The following is a 17,362-nucleotide window of genomic DNA, read 5'->3' on the forward strand; positions in this document are numbered from 1 at the left end:
AAAAACACTCGCCTAAGGCGAGTGTTTTATTTTTGTAATTGTAAATATTGCACAGCGAACATCGTCTTCGCATCATGAATGCGAAGGTCTTTCATAAGATCAATGGCTTCTTCTAATGACACTTCCATTAACTCCACAAATTCATCTTCATCTAAAGCTGCTTTATTTTCTTTTTGTTTTAATCCTGTCGCCTTATATACATATAAAATCTCATCTGCAAAGCCAGGTGATGTATAAAAAGATGTAATAAGCTCCATATTTTCACATACATATCCTGTTTCTTCTTCTAATTCACGAACTGCTGTTACTTCTGGCTTTTCTCCAGGTTCTAACTTCCCAGCAGGGATTTCCACAATTGCCTTTTCAAGAGCTTTACGATACTGCTCGACAAGTACAATTTTCCCTTCATCAGTAATAGCAATAATAGCAACTGCCCCAGGGTGATTTACGATTTCACGTTTACTCATTTCTCCATTTGGTAATACTACTTCATCAACACGAACTTTTATAACTCTACCATCAAAAATCGGTTCAGTTTTTACTGTTCTTTCTGCAAGATTACTCATACTACTTCATCTCCCTGTTCTATTTCCTATTCTTTCCTCATACATTTTACCACATTGAAAGGAGCGTGATAGAAATGAAAGTTTATATTTTACCAAATCGCGTCACTTTAGTCGGAAAAGCATGGCAAATTCGTCATAAACTAAAACAATACGGCAAAGAGTATACAACTGTACAAGAGTGGATTAAAGCAAGTAAAAAGTAAACGTTTGTCAACCTCTTTTCCCTTGCGTACAATAAAGATAAGGAGGTTGACCTATGAAAAAACGTCAATTAGGAAATTCAGATTTGTTTGTTACAGAAATGGGACTTGGCTGTATGTCTCTCGGTACATCTGAAACAGAAGCTATGGGCATTATCGATGAAGCAATCGATTTAGGAATCAATTTTTTTGATACAGCGGATTTATATGATTATGGATTAAACGAAGAATTTGTCGGTAAAGCATTGAAGGGAAAACGAGACCAAATTGTTCTTACAACAAAGGTTGGAAATCGATGGACAGAAGAAAAAAACGGCTGGTCTTGGGATCCTTCTAAGGATTACATAAAGGCTGAAGTGAAAGAAAGTTTACGTAGACTTCAAACTGATTATATTGATCTTTATCAACTTCACGGCGGGACGATTGAAGATCCTATAGATGAAACAATTGAAGCCTTTGAAGAATTAAAAAAAGAAGGTATCATTCGCCATTACGGTATTTCTTCTATACGTCCAAATGTCATCCGTGAGTATGCCAAACGTTCAAATATCGTTAGTGTACTAATGGAATACAGCCTTTTAAATCGTCGCCCTGAAGAATGGTTCCCACTTCTAAATGAACATCAAATTAGCATTATTGCTCGTGGACCACTTGCAAAAGGAATTCTAACTGACAATAATGCAAGAAAGATAGAAAGAGTAAAAGAAAAAGATTACCTTTCTTATTCTTACGATGAATTATATACGACACTCGCGAGTGCAAAAGAAATAATCGGGGAAAGCTCTTTAACAGGAACAGCTATTCAATATTGCTTACATAACGAAACTGTTGCAGCTGTTATACCTGGTGCAAGCTCTATTCAACAATTGCAGGAAAATGTACAGGCTAGCCAACAGTTATCTTTAACAAAAGAAGAATATGTACAACTTCAAAAAATTGTTAAGTATGATTCATATGCTTTGCATCGCTAAAATATTGATACCGATAAAAGCAAAAGACTGCCCCCAACACTAGGCGGCAGTCTCTTTTTATAACGTATCATATTTATCAGGATTCGTTCCTACATGTAAATTACGATTTAACGTATTAATTTGATCCATCTCTTCTTCAGTTAATAAGAAATCAAAAATAGTAAAGTTCTCTTTAATACGAGATGGCGTAACAGATTTAGGAATAGTCACAATCCCACTTTGAATATCCCACCTTAATATAACTTGTGCAGGTGTCTTCTCATATTTTTTAGCAATATCCTGAATAATTGGATGCTGAAATACTTCGCCGCCCCTCATTAAAGGACTCCAAGCTTCCATTTGAATTTGCTCACCTTGACAGAAATCACGCAATTCAAATTGTGCTAACATTGGATGAAGTTCCACTTGGTTTACCATCGGCTTCACTTTGCAATTTGGTAATAACAGTTCTAAATGATGTCTATGAAAATTAGAAACACCAATGGCACGCACTTTACCTTCTTCGTATAGCTTTTCTAGAGCACGGTACGTATCAACATACTTCCCTCTTATCGGCCAATGGATTAAATATAAATCTACATAGTCCATTTGTAATTTCTTTAAACTTTTTTCAAACGCCTCAAGAGTCTCCTCATACCCTTGATCGTCGTTCCAAACTTTTGTTGTAATAAACAAGTCTTCGCGCGGGATTCCAGATTCACGAACTGCTTCTCCGACACCGCTTTCATTTTCATATACAGTTGCTGTATCAATCGAACGGTATCCAACTTCTAACGCTGTTTTTACTGCTTGTTTAACTTCGTCGCCTTCTTTCGCTTTATAAACGCCTAGACCAATCATCGGCATTTTCACACCATTATGAAGTGTAGTTGTTGGAATATGCACAGTCTTTCTCCCTTTCATTCTTACATTTTTATAAACCATAACTTTATTTCAACAAGATTCATTCAAAATGTCAAAACATACGTACAGTTTACATAATAATTTTATACCTCTTTAGAAAGTAACATGAACTCAGTCGTTCACGTTACTTTCTATCCATTCTTTCGCTTTTTCATCAACATCACGTACAAATTCATTTTTTCCTTCTGTATACAACGTGCCATCATATGTATATTTTTCAGCTAGTTCTTTCTTTAAAGTCGCATACGCTTCTGCTTCTTCACAATGAACCATCATATAATCACGAAATGCTAAATGCCTTGTAATCTCAGGATTTCCTTTTTCAAATACATGCAAATGATACGAGCGTTTCTCCTCAGTTCCATGAATAAAAAAACGACGACCTGAAATACCATTTTCTCCTTTCACAATGTAACCAAGCTCATCAAACTTTTCATTCCAATGATCTACTCTTTCAATACTATCTACTTCCATTATCATATCAATGATAGGCTTTGCCGCAAGTCCTGGCACTGATGTACTACCAATATGATGGATTCTCACCGTTTCTGGCATCGCCAATTTTAATCTTTCGGCCTCCATTTGAAATTTCTCACTCCAATGATTTTCATACGGAACGACTACAATTTTCCTCATTCTAACTCCCCTTTTCTTACAAACTCGTCAAAAAAATGATCAGTGGCATCTCACTGATCATTTTTTATTATTTAAAGTCTTTCCAAGTAAGGTTACTTTCACTTAACAGTTCTTCAAATGATTTATTCTTTTCACGTTCTTTTTGTTCTTTACGTTTTCTTTCTTGCTCTGCTGCCTCTTTTTTCTCTTCTCTCACTTGCAACTCTTTTTTCTTATTCTTTAATTGTTGCATTAACGAATCGTTCAATTGATCACCTAGTGTAAGCGATTCTTTCTCTGGTTGATTCATTTGAGAGTGTCTTTGCATTTGTCTTTGCTTCTTTTTCTTCATACTACTCACCTTTTACTTTTTTCTCCATTATAGAGGATACACAGTGAAATCTACAATAAAAAAGGTGTATTACTCCCCGATTCTCTATTATTCTTTTTTTGTAAATATGTTAATTTTTCGAAAAAACTAAATTTTATTGTAGATATAATCCTAGTAATCTATTAAAATTATGTCGTATGATGTCAGATTATAAAAAAAGGAGAAATTAATTATGTGGAAAAAAATTATTCCTGCTGTCGCTATTTTAAGCACCATGACTTTTTCAAGCGTGTTCGCCGCTCCTCCATCTCAGACTCCTGCTGAACAAAACCGATACATAGACGTACAAATGCTTGGTATTAACGATTTCCATGGACAACTAGACACTGTAAAAAAAATTAACAATAAAGAAGCTGGCGGCGCTGATTATTTAGCTACTTATTTAAAAGAACGTAAAAAACAAAACCCTAATACACTTCTCGTACATGCCGGTGATATTGTCGGCGCCAGCCCACCAGTTTCCGCATTATTACAAGACGAACCAACAATTGAATTTTTAAATGACTTAAAGTTTGATGTTGGTACAATCGGAAACCATGAATTCGATGAAGGTATCGATGAAATGAAACGCCTCATTTACGGTGGTTACCATGAAAAAACAGGGAATTTCAAAGGAGCAAACTTCCCTTATGTCGCTGCAAACTTCTATAACAAATCAACTGGCCGCTTATTTTTACCACCATTTACTGTAAAAATGGTTGACGGAGTTCCTGTAGGATTCATTGGAGTTGTTACAACGGATACGCCAAATGTCGTTATGCCTACTATGCTTAAAAATGTAGAAATCACTGACGAAGTAGAGGCTATTAATAAATCAGCGCAACAATTAAAGCGTCTCGGCGTTAAATCTATCGTAGTCCTTGCGCATGTCGGCGGAACAACTGATGAGTCTGGTGTAACAAATGGAGACCTCACTCGAATTGCAAATGAAACAGATCCAGAAGTTGATGTTATTTTTGGTGGACATAGTCATACGTATGTAAATGGTACAGTTAATAATAAACTTATCGTCCAAGCGAACTCTTACGGAACGGCTTTCTCAGATGTAGATGTAACAATTGATCGTAAAACAAAAGATATTGTTAAGAAAAAAGCTGAAGTTATTACAACATATCATGAAGGTGTAGAGCCTGATAAACAAGTAAAACAAAAGCTAGACCAATATAAAGAAAAAATCGCACCGCTTGTAAATGAAGTTGTCGGAAAATCTACAGCAGCTATCGACCGTAAACAAAACGATGCTGGTGAGTCTACTCTTGGAAATGTAATTGCCGATGCACAGCGACAAACAATGCAAGCGCAAATCGCTCTTATGAATCCTGGCGGCATTCGTAATGACTTAGACGCTGGAGATATTACATGGGGCGAATTATACGGTATTCAGCCTTTCGGGAATCAATTAATTAAAGTAGATTTAACAGGTCAAGATATTCGCGAGATTTTAAATCAACAATGGCAAAAAGGTGCAACGAGAATGCTCCAAATCTCAGGTATCCAATATACTTGGGATGCAAATAAACCGAATGGTGAAAAGGTTACTAATATCCGTTTAACAAATGGGGAAGAATTAGTTTCCACGAAAACGTATAGCGTAGTTGCAAATGCTTTCCTAGCTTCGGGTGGTGATGGATTCGTATCATTTAAAAATGGAAAAAATGCTGAAACGGGTCCAAACGACTTTGAAGCGTTAGTCGATTATGTAAAACAATTGAAAGAACCGATTCAGCCGATTATTGATGGACGGATTCAAAAATTAAATTAAATATTTTTCAAATAACTGTATGTGCTGTAAATGGGAAATGTCGTTCCCTATAAAAGGAGCACTTTTCATTACAAATTATACGCACATACCCTTTAACTTTTTCGTAATATACATGAACCTGAAAAAGGATACTCGTTCTTACTTTGAACATAGTATCCTTTTCTTCATTTATCTAAATGTGATACCTCATTAAAATCATATCGTTGCAAAAATTCCTGTAGTGCTCCTTCTACAATTTTAGACTTTTGAATCCCTTTAACTTCGGATATAACATCTAATCTCGCTAATATTTCCGTATTAATAGAAAAGGTTCGTTTCTTTTTCTCTGAAATTCCACTTATAATCGGCACGCTTACTTCTTCTCTTTTTCTTAACAATTCATAAATACTTTGCAATTGTTCATAAATTAGTAATTGATAATCCGTTTTTGCATATTGAAGGGCAGTAGCTTCTTGGATTTGTAAATGACGCGGCTCTTCTCCATCACCTATAAAGATGCGTTTTTTCTGCTCTCCATCATATTCATATCCAATCATTCTTAATTTCTTTGATAATGTATATGGGCTCATTTCAAGCCGTTTTGCTATAATTGCGATTGATTCGCGTCTATTTAAAGAATCAATAATTTCTCCAATCGTCACATTCTCCCTCCTCTCTTAATCGCCTAAACTTGAAACCTGACCAGTATGTTATGATACAATGATTTTCTAGTAGTATATGCAAAAGAAAGAACCTGTGCGCTTCATACCATTTAAGAAAAGGAGGTTTACATATGCTTTTTCGTAGCTATACACCTCAGTTTTATAACGAAAAGAAGCAATTAATCCCTAACAGTATCGCTACGATAGAAAGCGTTATGATTAATGACCGGAAACAATCTCTCCTTATACGCGGGCAAAACGTGGAACAGCCTATTTTATTATGCTGTCACGGCGGGCCTGGTATGGCACAAATTGGCTTTATTCGTCATTTTCAAAAAGAGTTAGAAAAGCACTTTATCGTTATTAATTGGGATCAACGCGGGGCTGGTAAATCCTTTTTATTGCGAGATATCCAAACAAATTTTACGATTGATCAATTTGTTTCAGATGCAAAAGAAGTCATTCAATATCTTCTTAAAAGGTTCAATAAGAAAAAATTAATTCTTGCCGGTCATTCATGGGGAAGTATTATCGGACTAAAAGTCGCTAGTCAATGCCCTGAATATATAGAAGCATATATCGGCATCGGTCAAATCGTACATATGAAGCAAAACGAAGAATTACTATATCAACATTTAATTAGCTCTGCAAAAAAACATGACCATAAAAAAGCATTAGCTTCTCTTTTAAAATTAGGGAAACCGCCCTTTTTAGATACACGACGTCTCATCATTCAAAGAAAGTGGCTTGGCACATTCGGCGGAGCAATCCAAAACGGATCTTCCTTTTCTTTCATACGAAAAGGTTTCTTTTCTCCTGAATATACGCTATTAGATTGGTTCAAATTTCTCGCAGGAAATTTAAAGTCAGGAGTTTTATGGGAAGAGATGCTAACAATCGATTTCTTTTCGTCTATTTCAAGTTTATCTGTTCCGGTTTATTTTTGTTCTGGTCGCTATGATTATCAAACTCCTTACGCACTCGTTCAACAATATTGCGATATTATTCACGCTCCGATTAAAAAAATGATTTGGTTTCCAAACTCGGCACACTCTCCAGATTTAGAAGAGCCTGAACTATTCGCTCAATCTTTACAATCAATTAAACAAGAGCTATCTTTTCAACATGCATAACGACAGGCTCTTTTACATTTCATAAAAAACATCTTATAATAATATGTCGCAAGTATATGTCACTGCAAACATTTGCTTGCCTTAACAGAATAAAAATTAGGGAGATTACATTTATTATGAACGCTGTACTCATCGCAGTAGCAGTCATGCTAGTGCTTAGTTTGTTACGTGTCCAAGTCATTGTCGCCATTATCGTTGGAGCTTTAACAGGCGGACTTATCGGTGGACTCGGTATTTCAGAAACAATTAGTACTTTTACAACTGGTCTTGGGAACAGTGCTCCTATCGCATTAAGCTACGCAATGCTCGGTGGATTTGCTATTTCACTTTCAAAAACAGGACTTCCTGATGCAATGATCCAATCAGCTTTAAAATGGATCGGCAACGAACAAGACACGAAAAAACAAGTCTATTCTAAAATACTCATATTATTTATCATTTTAACAATGGCTTGTTTCTCACAAAATATTATCCCTGTTCATATCGCCTTCATCTCAATCTTAATTCCAGCACTTTTAAAAGTATTAAATGAGCTGAAGGTGGATCGTAGGCTTGTAACATGTCTTATTACATTTGGATTAATTACCCCTTACATGTGGGTCCCAGCAGGATTCGGAAAAATTTATCATGACGTATTGCAAACAAATGCTGCGCAAAGCGGGCTTACATTTGATGTCGCTCTTATTCCAAAAGCAATGACTATTCCAGCAATCGGTATGATTATTGGATTATGTGTAGCGGTTTTCATTACATACCGAAAACCACGTACGTATGAAACGGAACAAGTTCATGCTACACAGAATGAAATCGTTCCCTATACAAAAAGAAGCATTACTTTTGGTTTATTATCAATAATCGCTACATTAACTGTTCAATTAGCAACAGAATCAATGATCTTCGGTGCTTTAGCAGGTATTATCGTCTTATCAGTTAGCGGTAGTCTCCCTCTTAAAGAAGCCGATGCTATTTTAACGAGCGGAATGCGTATGATGTCCTTTATCGGATTTGTTATGATTTCTGCCGCTGGATTTGGCGCTGTTCTTCGAAAAACTGGACATGTTGAATCTCTTGTGCAAACGAGTGCACATATAATCGGAAATAATAAACCGCTTGCTGCATTTCTTATGCTCGTTATTGGACTTCTCGTTACGATGGGAATTGGTTCTTCCTTTTCAACCATCCCAATCTTAACAACAATTTTCGTACCCTTATGCGTCCAGCTTGGATTTAGTCCAATGGCAACAATCGCAATTATCGGTACAGCTGGTGCACTAGGTGATGCAGGTTCTCCAGCATCTGATAGTACACTTGGACCAACGTCCGGTTTAAATGCTGATGGTCAGCACCACCATATATGGGATACATGTGTACCAACTTTTCTACACTATAATATACCGTTACTTATATTCGGCTTTATTGCCGCAATTACACTATAAAAGGTGCGTTTTATCAACGCACCTTTTACTTTGTTGTTTCTCTCTCAATACATCTAAATTCTGTTTCCACTTCTTCTTGTCCCACTTGTTTCTTCTTTATTTTTCCTATTAACTGCTGAAATGCTATTTCCCCATTTTCTTCGATATAACTTCCAATCGTCGTTAATGATGGGCTTATCCATTCACCCTCTGCACTCCCGTTAAATCCAATGATTTGCAACTTATCTGGTATATGAATATTAAGCGTTTTCGCCGCCCTGATTAGCTCAATAGCTATCTTATCACTTGAAGCTACAACCCCATCTATGTATGGATGTTTTTGTAACAATTCAAGAAACTGTTGATTCGTATACCCTTGTACAATTTCCTCTCGATAAGAAAGTCCTTCTTTCCAAGCAGTATCTAAAAACCCTGCCACATGCTCTTCCATTTCTTCACTTTCTACTCCCTCGCCAATATAAGCAAGAAACTGGCAGCCTTTCTCTTTCAATAAAGAAACAGCTTTCTGCCCACTTTCATAATAACTAGTCAGAGATTGTCGTTCTTCAAGCACAGCGAAAGGAAGTGAGATTTCTCCTATACTTTGAAAAACAGATTTCGTCAATATAACGCCTGCGATGTTATTTTGCGCCAACATATCTATGTATATATTCTTATTTTCTATATTACAAACTACTACTTGATACCCTTCTTTATATGCTATTTCCTCAACGAAACGGAGCAAAGTGATGTATGATGGATTATGCAAAGTATCTACCAGTAATGCAATCATTGTTGAAGGTTGCTTAAATAAAGGCTTTGCTGTAGCATTCGGTCTATATTGTAACTCTTCAATTGCTTGCTTTACTTGTTTTACCGTATCTTCATGGACATATCCTTTTTCATTAATAACTCTTGAAACGGTTGCAACTGAAACACCGGCCAATTTTGCAACATCACGTATAGTTGCCACATCGTCACCCCTTAATATGGTAATAGATTACAATTTTAAACTAAACCAAAATATAACATTCGTCAAGAATATTGTTTTATATTTCTGAAAATTGTTACATAACTTTCACTTTACTTACAAAGTATACTCCAACTGAATTTCATGTGAAATTGCAATATTATCATAACCAATAAACGGAATTTCTTTCTTTATTTTTCGCGCCTCCTTTACGGCATCCATGTATAAGTTCGTCATTATAAAATTACGTTTTTGGTAAAATCGGAGTGCGTTCATATTATCATTCGTCGTAATGAGCCACACTTTTTCACACTCATTTTCCCTTGCCATTTGCAATACACAATCCACCAGTTTTGTTCCAATCCCATTTCCTTCCTCAAAACTATCTAACGATACAATTTCACACATGTTTTTTAGCACTTCACACGTTATAATTCCCACTATTCTGTCATTTTTAAGTGCGATAAAACCAGGTAATTGTTCTAATTGATGTGCTCTGCCTCGCGAGACCATCATTGAACTCCCCCAGTTTTCACACATAAACCCCCGAATTGTTTCTTTCATTTCTGGTGTGATTTTTTGTATATGAACCATAGACGATTTCTCCCCTTTTTATATCATTGTGATACAATGTAAGTGTATCATATGTAGAGGTATTTGGAGGATGAGGTAAAGTATGAAACGTTTTTTTACAGCATTGTTTACTATACTAGGTGCACTAACTGCGATCGGGATTTTCTTTACAAATAAAGTTATGTACTTGAAGAAAAAAACAGAGGAAGAAGTTTTAGAACGCGAAACGAGAAAACATTTTCATTTGGACGATTTTAACGCGATTCAAAAAGAGGAGGTTCACATCCCTTCTCAATTCGGATATGAACTTCATGGATATTACATGCCAGCTGGTCATTCTAATAAATTTATGATTTTTTGCCACGGTGTGACTGTAAATAAAATGAACTCTGTTAAATATGCAAACTTATTTTTAAGCAGAGGATATAACGTATTTATTTATGATCATCGCCGTCATGGTAAAACTGGTGGTAAAACGACAAGCTACGGCTATTATGAGAAACATGATCTAAAGTCAGTAGTTGACTGGCTAAAAGATCGTTTTGGAACGAATATTACACTCGGAATTCATGGGGAATCTATGGGTGCTGCAACTCTTCTTCAATATGCGGGACTTGTAGAAGATGGTGCCGATTTTTATATTGCTGATTGTCCTTTCTCTGATTTTTATGGACAGTTACAACATCGTTTAAAGGTTGAATTTCATTTGCCAAAATGGCCTTTATTACCTTTAGCAAATGCCTTTTTAAAAGTTCGTGACGGCTATACAATTCGTGAAGTTTCACCAATTGATTGTATAAAAAACATTAATAATCCTGTTCTTTTTATACACAGTAAAGATGATGACTATATTTTATCTGATATGACGAAATCACTTTATGAAGCGAAAGAAAATAATAAACAACTTTATATTGCAGAACATGGTGCACACGCTTGTTCTTATAATGAAAATAAAGAAGAGTACGAAGCTGCCATCGATCAATTTTTAAACACATATGTAAAAGAAACAAAAAACAGGCTTGCATAAGCCTGTTTTTTTACTGCGCTAAAACGTCTGTAACTTGTTCCATATTTTCAGAAATCCACTTTATTGCCTCATCTAGCGTCAGAAATTCCGTCGTTTGAAAGGTCACCTCATCTTGCAATAACCAAACATCTTTCGGTTCTTGTCCTACACCTGCGATTGACCAATGAAGTAAACTATATGGATGATTATCATTCAAAAATGATGCCCACGTGCGCTCATTTGCAATATTTTGTAGTGTTCGTAATTTTTTATCCATCTTTCGTCACCTTACTCTAGTCAGTTATAAAAACTATTATAACACTCTCTTCTCTCTCAAATAAAGTGCTCTTTTTGTATTGTCAAGTACTCTCCCTGATTATATGATGAGATTAAGCGTTTGGGAAGGAGGGATAAGGTTGGCAAAAGTACAAATTAAAGTAAATGATAATGGCTCTTTTCGCGTTACAGGGGACGTGGAATTAGTTGACTCACAGGGGAATGTATTCCCAGCAAAACCAGCATTTTCTTTATGTCGTTGTGGTTTATCGAAAAACATGCCTTATTGCGATGCTTCGCATAAAGGCAAATTCGAGTCTGTTGTTAGAGCACCCGAGGCAGAATAGTTTTGTACGTAACATGCACATTTTTTTGTGCATGTTTTTTCTTTTTAGCAACTCCGTTATATCCCTTCTCCTTACAACATTTCTCATACTTTTTTCCCCATTCCAGCCTACATATATTTTCACACAATTCTTCACATTCGAATATTTTTTTCTAGCCTTTTATTTTTTTTGTGCTATAATTTGAGCAAACAACATCCTTCGGGGTCGGGTGAAATTCCCAACCGGCGGTGATGAAGTGCAAACTTCTAAGTCCGTGACCCGTTTTCAACTCGAAAACGGTGGATCTAGTGAAACTCTAGGGCCGACAGTATAGTCTGGATGGGAGAAGGATATGTTTTCTAGTAATTTTATATAGCGAATACACTTTTATTTCAGTATGCATATTTTTAAAGTTTCATTTTGAATCTTTATATATGTTTTATTTTGTATACTTATGTTTCTATACTGGAATAAAAAGATACGACTAGCGTTTGAAAAATTCGATATTTTGCTAGGCTTTTTTCCTTATGCCAAAATATCAGTCATCGTTAGGTTTCTTTCCTATACTTTCGTATTCGAACTATATTTCTAGAAATCACGTCTCCCAAACCCCAAGGATTTTATATCCTTGGGGTTTTTTGATTTTTTCAGGAGAGGTGAAGAGAATGACAGATCAAGAATATATGAGGATTGCCTTGCAGTTAGCACAAGGTACAACTGGTCAAACGAGTCCAAATCCTATGGTTGGTGCTGTTGTTGTAAAAGATGGAAACATTGTTGGAATAGGTGCCCACATGCATGCTGGTGAAGAACATGCTGAAGTTCACGCTCTTCACATGGCTGGTGAAAGAGCAAAAGACGCTACTGTTTATGTAACACTTGAACCATGTAGCCATTTTGGAAAAACACCCCCTTGCTGTGGATTACTCATTGAAAAAGGAGTTCAGCGCGTTGTAATTGCTACCCTGGATTGCAATCCACTCGTTTCTGGCAATGGAAAAAGGAGATTAGAAGAAGCTGGAATCGAGGTAACTACTGGTGTTCTTGAGGCGGAAGCCACTTTATTAAATCGATACTTTTTTCACTATATGAAAACGAAACGTCCCTTTGTAACAATAAAAACAGCAATGAGCTTAGATGGAAAAACAGCAACAGTAACGGGTGAAAGCCAGTGGATTACAGGCAAAGAAGCACGCGCTGATGTTCACCAATATCGTCATATGCATGATGCTATCCTAGTCGGTGTGAATACAGTTCTAACTGATAATCCACACTTAACAACACGAATTCCAAACGGAGGTAAACATCCTATACGTGTTATTTTAGATACCCACTTACGAACGCCGCCATCTTCTCATGTCATAACAGATGGCTTAACTCCGACATGGATTATTGTCGGTAAGGATGTAAATAAAGAGAAAATAGCGTCTTATGAATCTAACAATATAGCTGTATTCCAAATGAAAACACAGCAAATTGAAATACAAGATGTCCTATCCCTACTCGGTGAAAAACAAATTCTTTCTCTGTTCGTTGAAGGTGGTCAAACGGTGCATGCAAACTTCTTAAAAACAAATAGTTTTAATGAAATTGTGACCTATATAAGCCCGAAATTAATTGGTGGAAAAGATGCACCCACTTTATTTGGCGGAGCTGGTTTTTCGAAGTTACAAGACGCACTTTCCTTAACAATTCAAGAGATGAAACAAATTGGTAATGATATAAAAATTGTTGCAACCTTAAAAAGCGAGGTGACGGAATGTTTACAGGAATTGTAGAAGAGTTAGGAACGATATCAAGCATGACTCAAAGCGGGGAAGCAATGAAACTAACTATTAGCGCAAATCAAATTTTATCGGATGTTAAGCTGGGTGATAGTATCGCGGTTAACGGCATTTGCTTAACCGTAACTAATTTTACAACTACTTCATTCACTGTCGACGCAATGCCCGAAACAATGAAAGCAACATCACTTCGTATGCTAAAGCCCAGTTCCAAAGTGAATTTAGAACGGGCGATGGCTGCAAACGGACGATTCGGTGGACATTTCGTCACCGGACATATCGATGGTATCGGTACGATTTTAACTAAAAAACAACATTACAATGCCGTCTATTACAAAATAGCAATTTCTGATGAATTACTACGCTATTGTTTGCATAAAGGATCCGTTGCTGTTGATGGAACGAGTTTAACGATATTTGATATAGACGATTCTTCTATTACCATTTCACTCATCCCGCACACAGTAAGCGAATCTGTTATCGGGGACAAGAATGCTGGAGATATCGTAAACATTGAGTGTGACATGATTGGTAAATATATCGAACGCTTTATTACTAAACCTGTAAAAAGAACAGATTCAATGACCGAAAGCTTTTTACAAGAAAACGGATTTCTATAAGGGGGAAGCACAATGTTTCATCGTATTGAAGAAGCTCTAGAAGATTTAAAACAAGGAAAAGTCGTTATCGTATGTGATGATGAAAACCGGGAAAATGAAGGCGATTTTATTGCCTTAGCAGAGTACATTACACCAGAAACGATTAATTTTATGATTACACACGGTCGTGGTCTCGTTTGCGTACCGATTACGGAAGGGTACGCAGAACGTCTACAGTTAGAACCAATGGTTTCTCATAATACGGATTCGCATCATACTGCCTTTACAGTAAGCATCGATCACGTTTCTACAACAACAGGCATTAGTGCTCATGAGCGCGCTACAACAATACAGGAATTATTGAATCCCGCATCTAAAGGAACTGATTTTAACCGTCCTGGACATATCTTTCCATTAATCGCGAAAGAAGGTGGCGTCCTTCGCCGCGCGGGTCATACAGAAGCTGCTGTCGATTTAGCAAAACTTTGCGGAACTGAGCCAGCTGGCGTCATTTGCGAGATTATAAATGAAGATGGGACGATGGCACGTGTACCTGATTTAATGCAGTGTGCAAAACAATTCGATATAAAAATGATTACAATTGAAGATTTAATTGCTTATCGCCGTCATCACGAAACACTTGTGACGAGAGAAGTGGAAATTACATTACCTACAGATTTCGGTACTTTTCATGCAATTGGCTATTCTAACTCATTAGATATGAAAGAACATATCGCACTCGTAAAAGGTGATATTTCAACAGGCGAACCTGTACTTGTACGCGTTCATTCTGAATGCTTAACAGGCGATGTATTTGGTTCGTGCCGTTGTGATTGCGGACCACAGCTACATGCTGCACTTGCTCAAATTGAGCGTGAAGGTAAAGGTGTTCTTCTCTATATGAGACAAGAAGGACGAGGTATTGGTCTTCTTAATAAGCTGCGTGCTTATAAGTTACAAGAAGAAGGGTTAGATACTGTAGAAGCAAATGAAAAACTTGGGTTCCCAGCTGATCTTCGTGATTACGGTATTGGGGCTCAAATTTTAAAAGATTTAGGCTTACAAAGTTTACGATTATTAACGAATAATCCACGAAAAATTGCTGGCTTACAAGGTTACGATTTAGAAGTAACCGAGCGTGTACCGCTGCAAATGCCAACAAAAGAAGAAAATAAAACGTATTTACAAACGAAAGTAAACAAATTAGGACATTTACTAAACTTATAATTAAGGGAGAGATAAATTATGGTATTCGAAGGTCATTTAGTTGGTACAGGATTAAAAGTTGGGGTTGTTGTTGGGCGCTTTAATGAGTTTATTACAAGCAAGTTACTTGGCGGAGCTTTAGATGGATTAAAGCGTCACGGTGTAGAAGAGAATGATATTGATGTTGCATGGGTTCCTGGTGCATTTGAAATTCCTTTAATCGCTAAAAAGATGGCGAATAGTGGAAAATACGATGCTGTTATTACATTAGGTACCGTAATCCGCGGTGCTACAACGCATTACGATTACGTTTGTAATGAAGTAGCAAAAGGTGTTGCGTCTTTATCACTACAAACTGACATCCCTGTTATTTTCGGTGTATTAACGACAGAAACCATTGAACAAGCGATTGAACGTGCAGGTACGAAAGCTGGTAATAAAGGATATGAATCAGCCGTTGCTGCCATTGAAATGGCTCACTTATCAAAACAATGGGCATAAAAAAAGAGGCTGCGGCCTCTTTTTATTTTTTCGCTTTTTTTCGTACATCTTTTATTAATTCATTCATCGTTTTTCCTTCTGTCTTTATACGAAGTGCTTGCGCTGTTCTCCATACATTCTCTCTTTTTTTCGCTTCTTCTATAATAGTAATTTCTTTTCGTACTTCCTTTAAATCTTTCCCTTCCGTTTTCAATCCAAAATGTTCAGCTTTCGTTCGAAAATGTTGTTCAATTCTTTGTTGCATCTCTTTTTGTTCAGGATTTTCAGCGGCCTTAACTGGATCAGTACTTATTGCTTTTATTAAAATTAGACAGGTCATAATCGCTAATATGTATTTGTGCATGTAAAATCCTCCAACCCAATATAAATTACATATTTACTATGTACAACTAGGGCTTGGAAAATTCGTCCACAAAAATTATTTTTCTCACTCAAAACCCATTCGTATCAAGTGATAATAGCCTTTTATTACATTTTATTTACAAAAAAAGCAAACTCTTTTACAAGTTTGCTTTTTCCTCTATCTTATAGTGCACATTCCTCAATCTCAAAACCTAAATCTTCAATCATACCCCAGTCCGCAGTCGGTTCTTGTCCAGCTGTTGTTAAGTAATCCCCTACGAAAATAGAGTTTGCTGCAAATAAGCCGAGTGGCTGTACAGAACGTAAATTAATTTCGCGACCTCCTGAAATACGAATTTCTTTTGTTGGGTTTACGAAACGCATCATCGCCAATACTTTTAAACATTCTACAGGTGTTAACTCTTTTTGTCCTTCAAGCGGTGTACCCTTTACAGCAACGAGGAAATTACACGGAATAGAATCTGCATCTATACGTTGTAATTCAAATGCTATTTCAGCACGTTCTTCAATTGTTTCTCCCATTCCAAAAATCGCCCCAGAGCATGGTGAAATACCAGCTTGTTTCGCTTTTTGAACTGTATCAACACGATCGTCATACGTATGAGTTGAGCAAATGCTATCATAATTGTTTTCATGCGTATTTAAGTTGTGGTTATAACGATGAACACCCGCTTCTGCTAAGCGTCCTGCTTGATCTTCGTTTAAGAAACCTAAACAGCAACAAATCTTCAAATCTGTCGTTTCACGAATCTCCTTCACAGCCCCAATTACGTGATTTACCTCTTTATCTGTCGGGCGACGGCCAGATGCTACAATACAATATGTACCCGCTTTACGGCGAATTGCTTCATGTGCTCCTTCTACAATCTTCTCCTGCGTTAACCATGCATATTTATCAATTGGTGCTTCTGAAATAATAGACTGTGAACAATACCCACAATCTTCAGGACATAAGCCAGATTTCGTATTAATAATCATATTCAATTTTATTTTCTTACCAAAATGATGATGACGAATGATGTAGGCGGCATTCATAATTTCTAAAACTTCTGTATCATCAGCTTCTAATATTGCTATTGCATCTTCTTTCGTAATCATTTTCTCTTCTACTACGTCGTATGCAAGTTTTTTCCAATCCCTTTTTGTTTGTACTTGTTTCAT

The 17,362-nt window shown here is 36.5% G+C and carries 21 protein-coding genes and 1 riboswitch; of the genes, 11 read left to right on the forward strand and 10 right to left on the reverse strand.

Annotated elements, in window-relative coordinates; all coding sequences use genetic code 11:
• Positions 1–26: 26 nt before the first annotated feature.
• Complete coding sequence (locus BAQ49_RS21515; RefSeq protein WP_000067049.1) at positions 27–566, reverse strand: NUDIX hydrolase; 540 nt, start codon at positions 564–566, stop codon at positions 27–29.
• Positions 567–640: 74 nt separating this feature from the next.
• Between BAQ49_RS21515 and mciZ the strand changes: the two genes are divergently transcribed.
• Entirely contained in the window at positions 641–769 is a 129-nt protein-coding gene (gene mciZ, locus BAQ49_RS21520) for a Z-ring formation inhibitor MciZ (protein ID WP_071746975.1), read from the forward strand.
• Positions 770–822: 53 nt separating this feature from the next.
• Complete coding sequence (locus BAQ49_RS21525; RefSeq protein ID WP_071746976.1) at positions 823–1,737, forward strand: aldo/keto reductase; 915 nt, start codon at positions 823–825, stop codon at positions 1,735–1,737.
• Positions 1,738–1,794: 57 nt separating this feature from the next.
• Here BAQ49_RS21525 and BAQ49_RS21530 read toward each other — a convergent pair whose 3' ends face one another.
• The 3 genes from BAQ49_RS21530 to BAQ49_RS21540 all read right to left on the reverse strand — a co-directional run bounded on the left by BAQ49_RS21530 (position 1,795) and on the right by BAQ49_RS21540 (position 3,607).
• Positions 1,795–2,622 (reverse strand): aldo/keto reductase, encoded by an 828-nt coding sequence (locus BAQ49_RS21530; protein WP_071746977.1) that lies wholly within the window; start codon positions 2,620–2,622, stop codon positions 1,795–1,797.
• A gap of 129 nt (positions 2,623–2,751) precedes the next feature.
• Positions 2,752–3,276 carry a GrpB family protein gene (locus BAQ49_RS21535; protein WP_071746978.1) on the reverse strand — a complete coding sequence of 175 codons (525 nt, stop codon included), beginning with the start codon at positions 3,274–3,276 and terminating at the stop codon, positions 2,752–2,754.
• A 67-nt stretch (positions 3,277–3,343) separates the two neighbouring features.
• The gene (locus BAQ49_RS21540) at positions 3,344–3,607 is read right to left on the reverse strand and encodes a YqkE family protein (RefSeq protein ID WP_002122262.1); all 264 of its coding nucleotides are present in this window, start codon (positions 3,605–3,607) and stop codon (positions 3,344–3,346) included.
• Positions 3,608–3,818: 211 nt separating this feature from the next.
• Between BAQ49_RS21540 and BAQ49_RS21545 the strand changes: the two genes are divergently transcribed.
• On the forward strand, positions 3,819–5,408 hold the full coding sequence (locus BAQ49_RS21545) for a bifunctional metallophosphatase/5'-nucleotidase (protein WP_071746979.1): 1,590 nt from the start codon (positions 3,819–3,821) through the stop codon (positions 5,406–5,408).
• 164 nt (positions 5,409–5,572) lie between these two features.
• On the opposite strand, the gene BAQ49_RS21550 is transcribed toward BAQ49_RS21545, so the two are convergent.
• Positions 5,573–6,049 (reverse strand): ribbon-helix-helix domain-containing protein, encoded by a 477-nt coding sequence (locus BAQ49_RS21550; protein ID WP_071746980.1) that lies wholly within the window; start codon positions 6,047–6,049, stop codon positions 5,573–5,575.
• A 131-nt stretch (positions 6,050–6,180) separates the two neighbouring features.
• On the opposite strand from BAQ49_RS21550, the gene BAQ49_RS21555 reads away from it, so the two are divergent.
• The gene (locus BAQ49_RS21555) at positions 6,181–7,182 is read left to right on the forward strand and encodes an alpha/beta fold hydrolase (protein ID WP_071746981.1); all 1,002 of its coding nucleotides are present in this window, start codon (positions 6,181–6,183) and stop codon (positions 7,180–7,182) included.
• 116 nt (positions 7,183–7,298) lie between these two features.
• On the forward strand, positions 7,299–8,618 hold the full coding sequence (locus tag BAQ49_RS21560; protein WP_071746982.1) for a Na+/H+ antiporter family protein: 1,320 nt from the start codon (positions 7,299–7,301) through the stop codon (positions 8,616–8,618).
• 25 nt (positions 8,619–8,643) lie between these two features.
• Here the strand turns inward: BAQ49_RS21560 and BAQ49_RS21565 are convergent, their stop codons facing one another.
• Positions 8,644–9,570, reverse strand: a complete 927-nt coding sequence (locus BAQ49_RS21565) for a LacI family DNA-binding transcriptional regulator (protein ID WP_071746983.1) — start codon at positions 9,568–9,570, stop codon at positions 8,644–8,646.
• Between the two features lie 114 nt (positions 9,571–9,684).
• Complete coding sequence (locus BAQ49_RS21570) at positions 9,685–10,161, reverse strand: GNAT family N-acetyltransferase (RefSeq protein WP_071746984.1); 477 nt, start codon at positions 10,159–10,161, stop codon at positions 9,685–9,687.
• A gap of 82 nt (positions 10,162–10,243) precedes the next feature.
• On the opposite strand from BAQ49_RS21570, the gene BAQ49_RS21575 reads away from it, so the two are divergent.
• Positions 10,244–11,167 (forward strand): alpha/beta hydrolase, encoded by a 924-nt coding sequence (locus BAQ49_RS21575; RefSeq protein WP_071746985.1) that lies wholly within the window; start codon positions 10,244–10,246, stop codon positions 11,165–11,167.
• 10 nt (positions 11,168–11,177) lie between these two features.
• On the opposite strand, the gene BAQ49_RS21580 is transcribed toward BAQ49_RS21575, so the two are convergent.
• Positions 11,178–11,423: a DUF2552 family protein gene (locus BAQ49_RS21580; RefSeq protein ID WP_071746986.1), complete on the reverse strand. Its 246-nt coding sequence runs from the start codon at positions 11,421–11,423 to the stop codon at positions 11,178–11,180.
• A 139-nt stretch (positions 11,424–11,562) separates the two neighbouring features.
• On the opposite strand from BAQ49_RS21580, the gene BAQ49_RS21585 reads away from it, so the two are divergent.
• The 5 genes from BAQ49_RS21585 to ribH all read left to right on the forward strand — a co-directional run bounded on the left by BAQ49_RS21585 (position 11,563) and on the right by ribH (position 15,838).
• Positions 11,563–11,769, forward strand: coding sequence for a CDGSH iron-sulfur domain-containing protein (locus BAQ49_RS21585; protein WP_001151582.1), 207 nt, complete (start codon positions 11,563–11,565; stop codon positions 11,767–11,769).
• Between the two features lie 190 nt (positions 11,770–11,959).
• A riboswitch (FMN riboswitch) is annotated at positions 11,960–12,103 on the forward strand.
• Positions 12,104–12,413: 310 nt separating this feature from the next.
• Positions 12,414–13,526, forward strand: coding sequence for a bifunctional diaminohydroxyphosphoribosylaminopyrimidine deaminase/5-amino-6-(5-phosphoribosylamino)uracil reductase RibD (gene ribD, locus BAQ49_RS21590; protein ID WP_071746987.1), 1,113 nt, complete (start codon positions 12,414–12,416; stop codon positions 13,524–13,526).
• The gene (gene ribE / locus BAQ49_RS21595) at positions 13,508–14,152 is read left to right on the forward strand and encodes a riboflavin synthase (RefSeq protein WP_071746988.1); all 645 of its coding nucleotides are present in this window, start codon (positions 13,508–13,510) and stop codon (positions 14,150–14,152) included. The genes ribD and ribE overlap by 19 nt, the downstream gene beginning before the upstream one ends.
• A gap of 12 nt (positions 14,153–14,164) precedes the next feature.
• On the forward strand, positions 14,165–15,358 hold the full coding sequence (gene ribBA / locus BAQ49_RS21600; RefSeq protein ID WP_071746989.1) for a bifunctional 3,4-dihydroxy-2-butanone 4-phosphate synthase/GTP cyclohydrolase II: 1,194 nt from the start codon (positions 14,165–14,167) through the stop codon (positions 15,356–15,358).
• An 18-nt stretch (positions 15,359–15,376) separates the two neighbouring features.
• On the forward strand, positions 15,377–15,838 hold the full coding sequence (gene ribH, locus BAQ49_RS21605; protein ID WP_000230892.1) for a 6,7-dimethyl-8-ribityllumazine synthase: 462 nt from the start codon (positions 15,377–15,379) through the stop codon (positions 15,836–15,838).
• A 22-nt stretch (positions 15,839–15,860) separates the two neighbouring features.
• On the opposite strand, the gene BAQ49_RS21610 is transcribed toward ribH, so the two are convergent.
• Positions 15,861–16,181, reverse strand: a complete 321-nt coding sequence (locus BAQ49_RS21610; protein ID WP_000549775.1) for a hypothetical protein — start codon at positions 16,179–16,181, stop codon at positions 15,861–15,863.
• Between the two features lie 182 nt (positions 16,182–16,363).
• Entirely contained in the window at positions 16,364–17,362 is a 999-nt protein-coding gene (gene bioB / locus BAQ49_RS21615) for a biotin synthase (RefSeq protein ID WP_071746990.1), read from the reverse strand.

The sequence above is a fragment of the Bacillus proteolyticus genome, from assembly GCF_001884065.1.
GTDB lineage: Bacteria > Bacillota > Bacilli > Bacillales > Bacillaceae_G > Bacillus_A > Bacillus_A proteolyticus.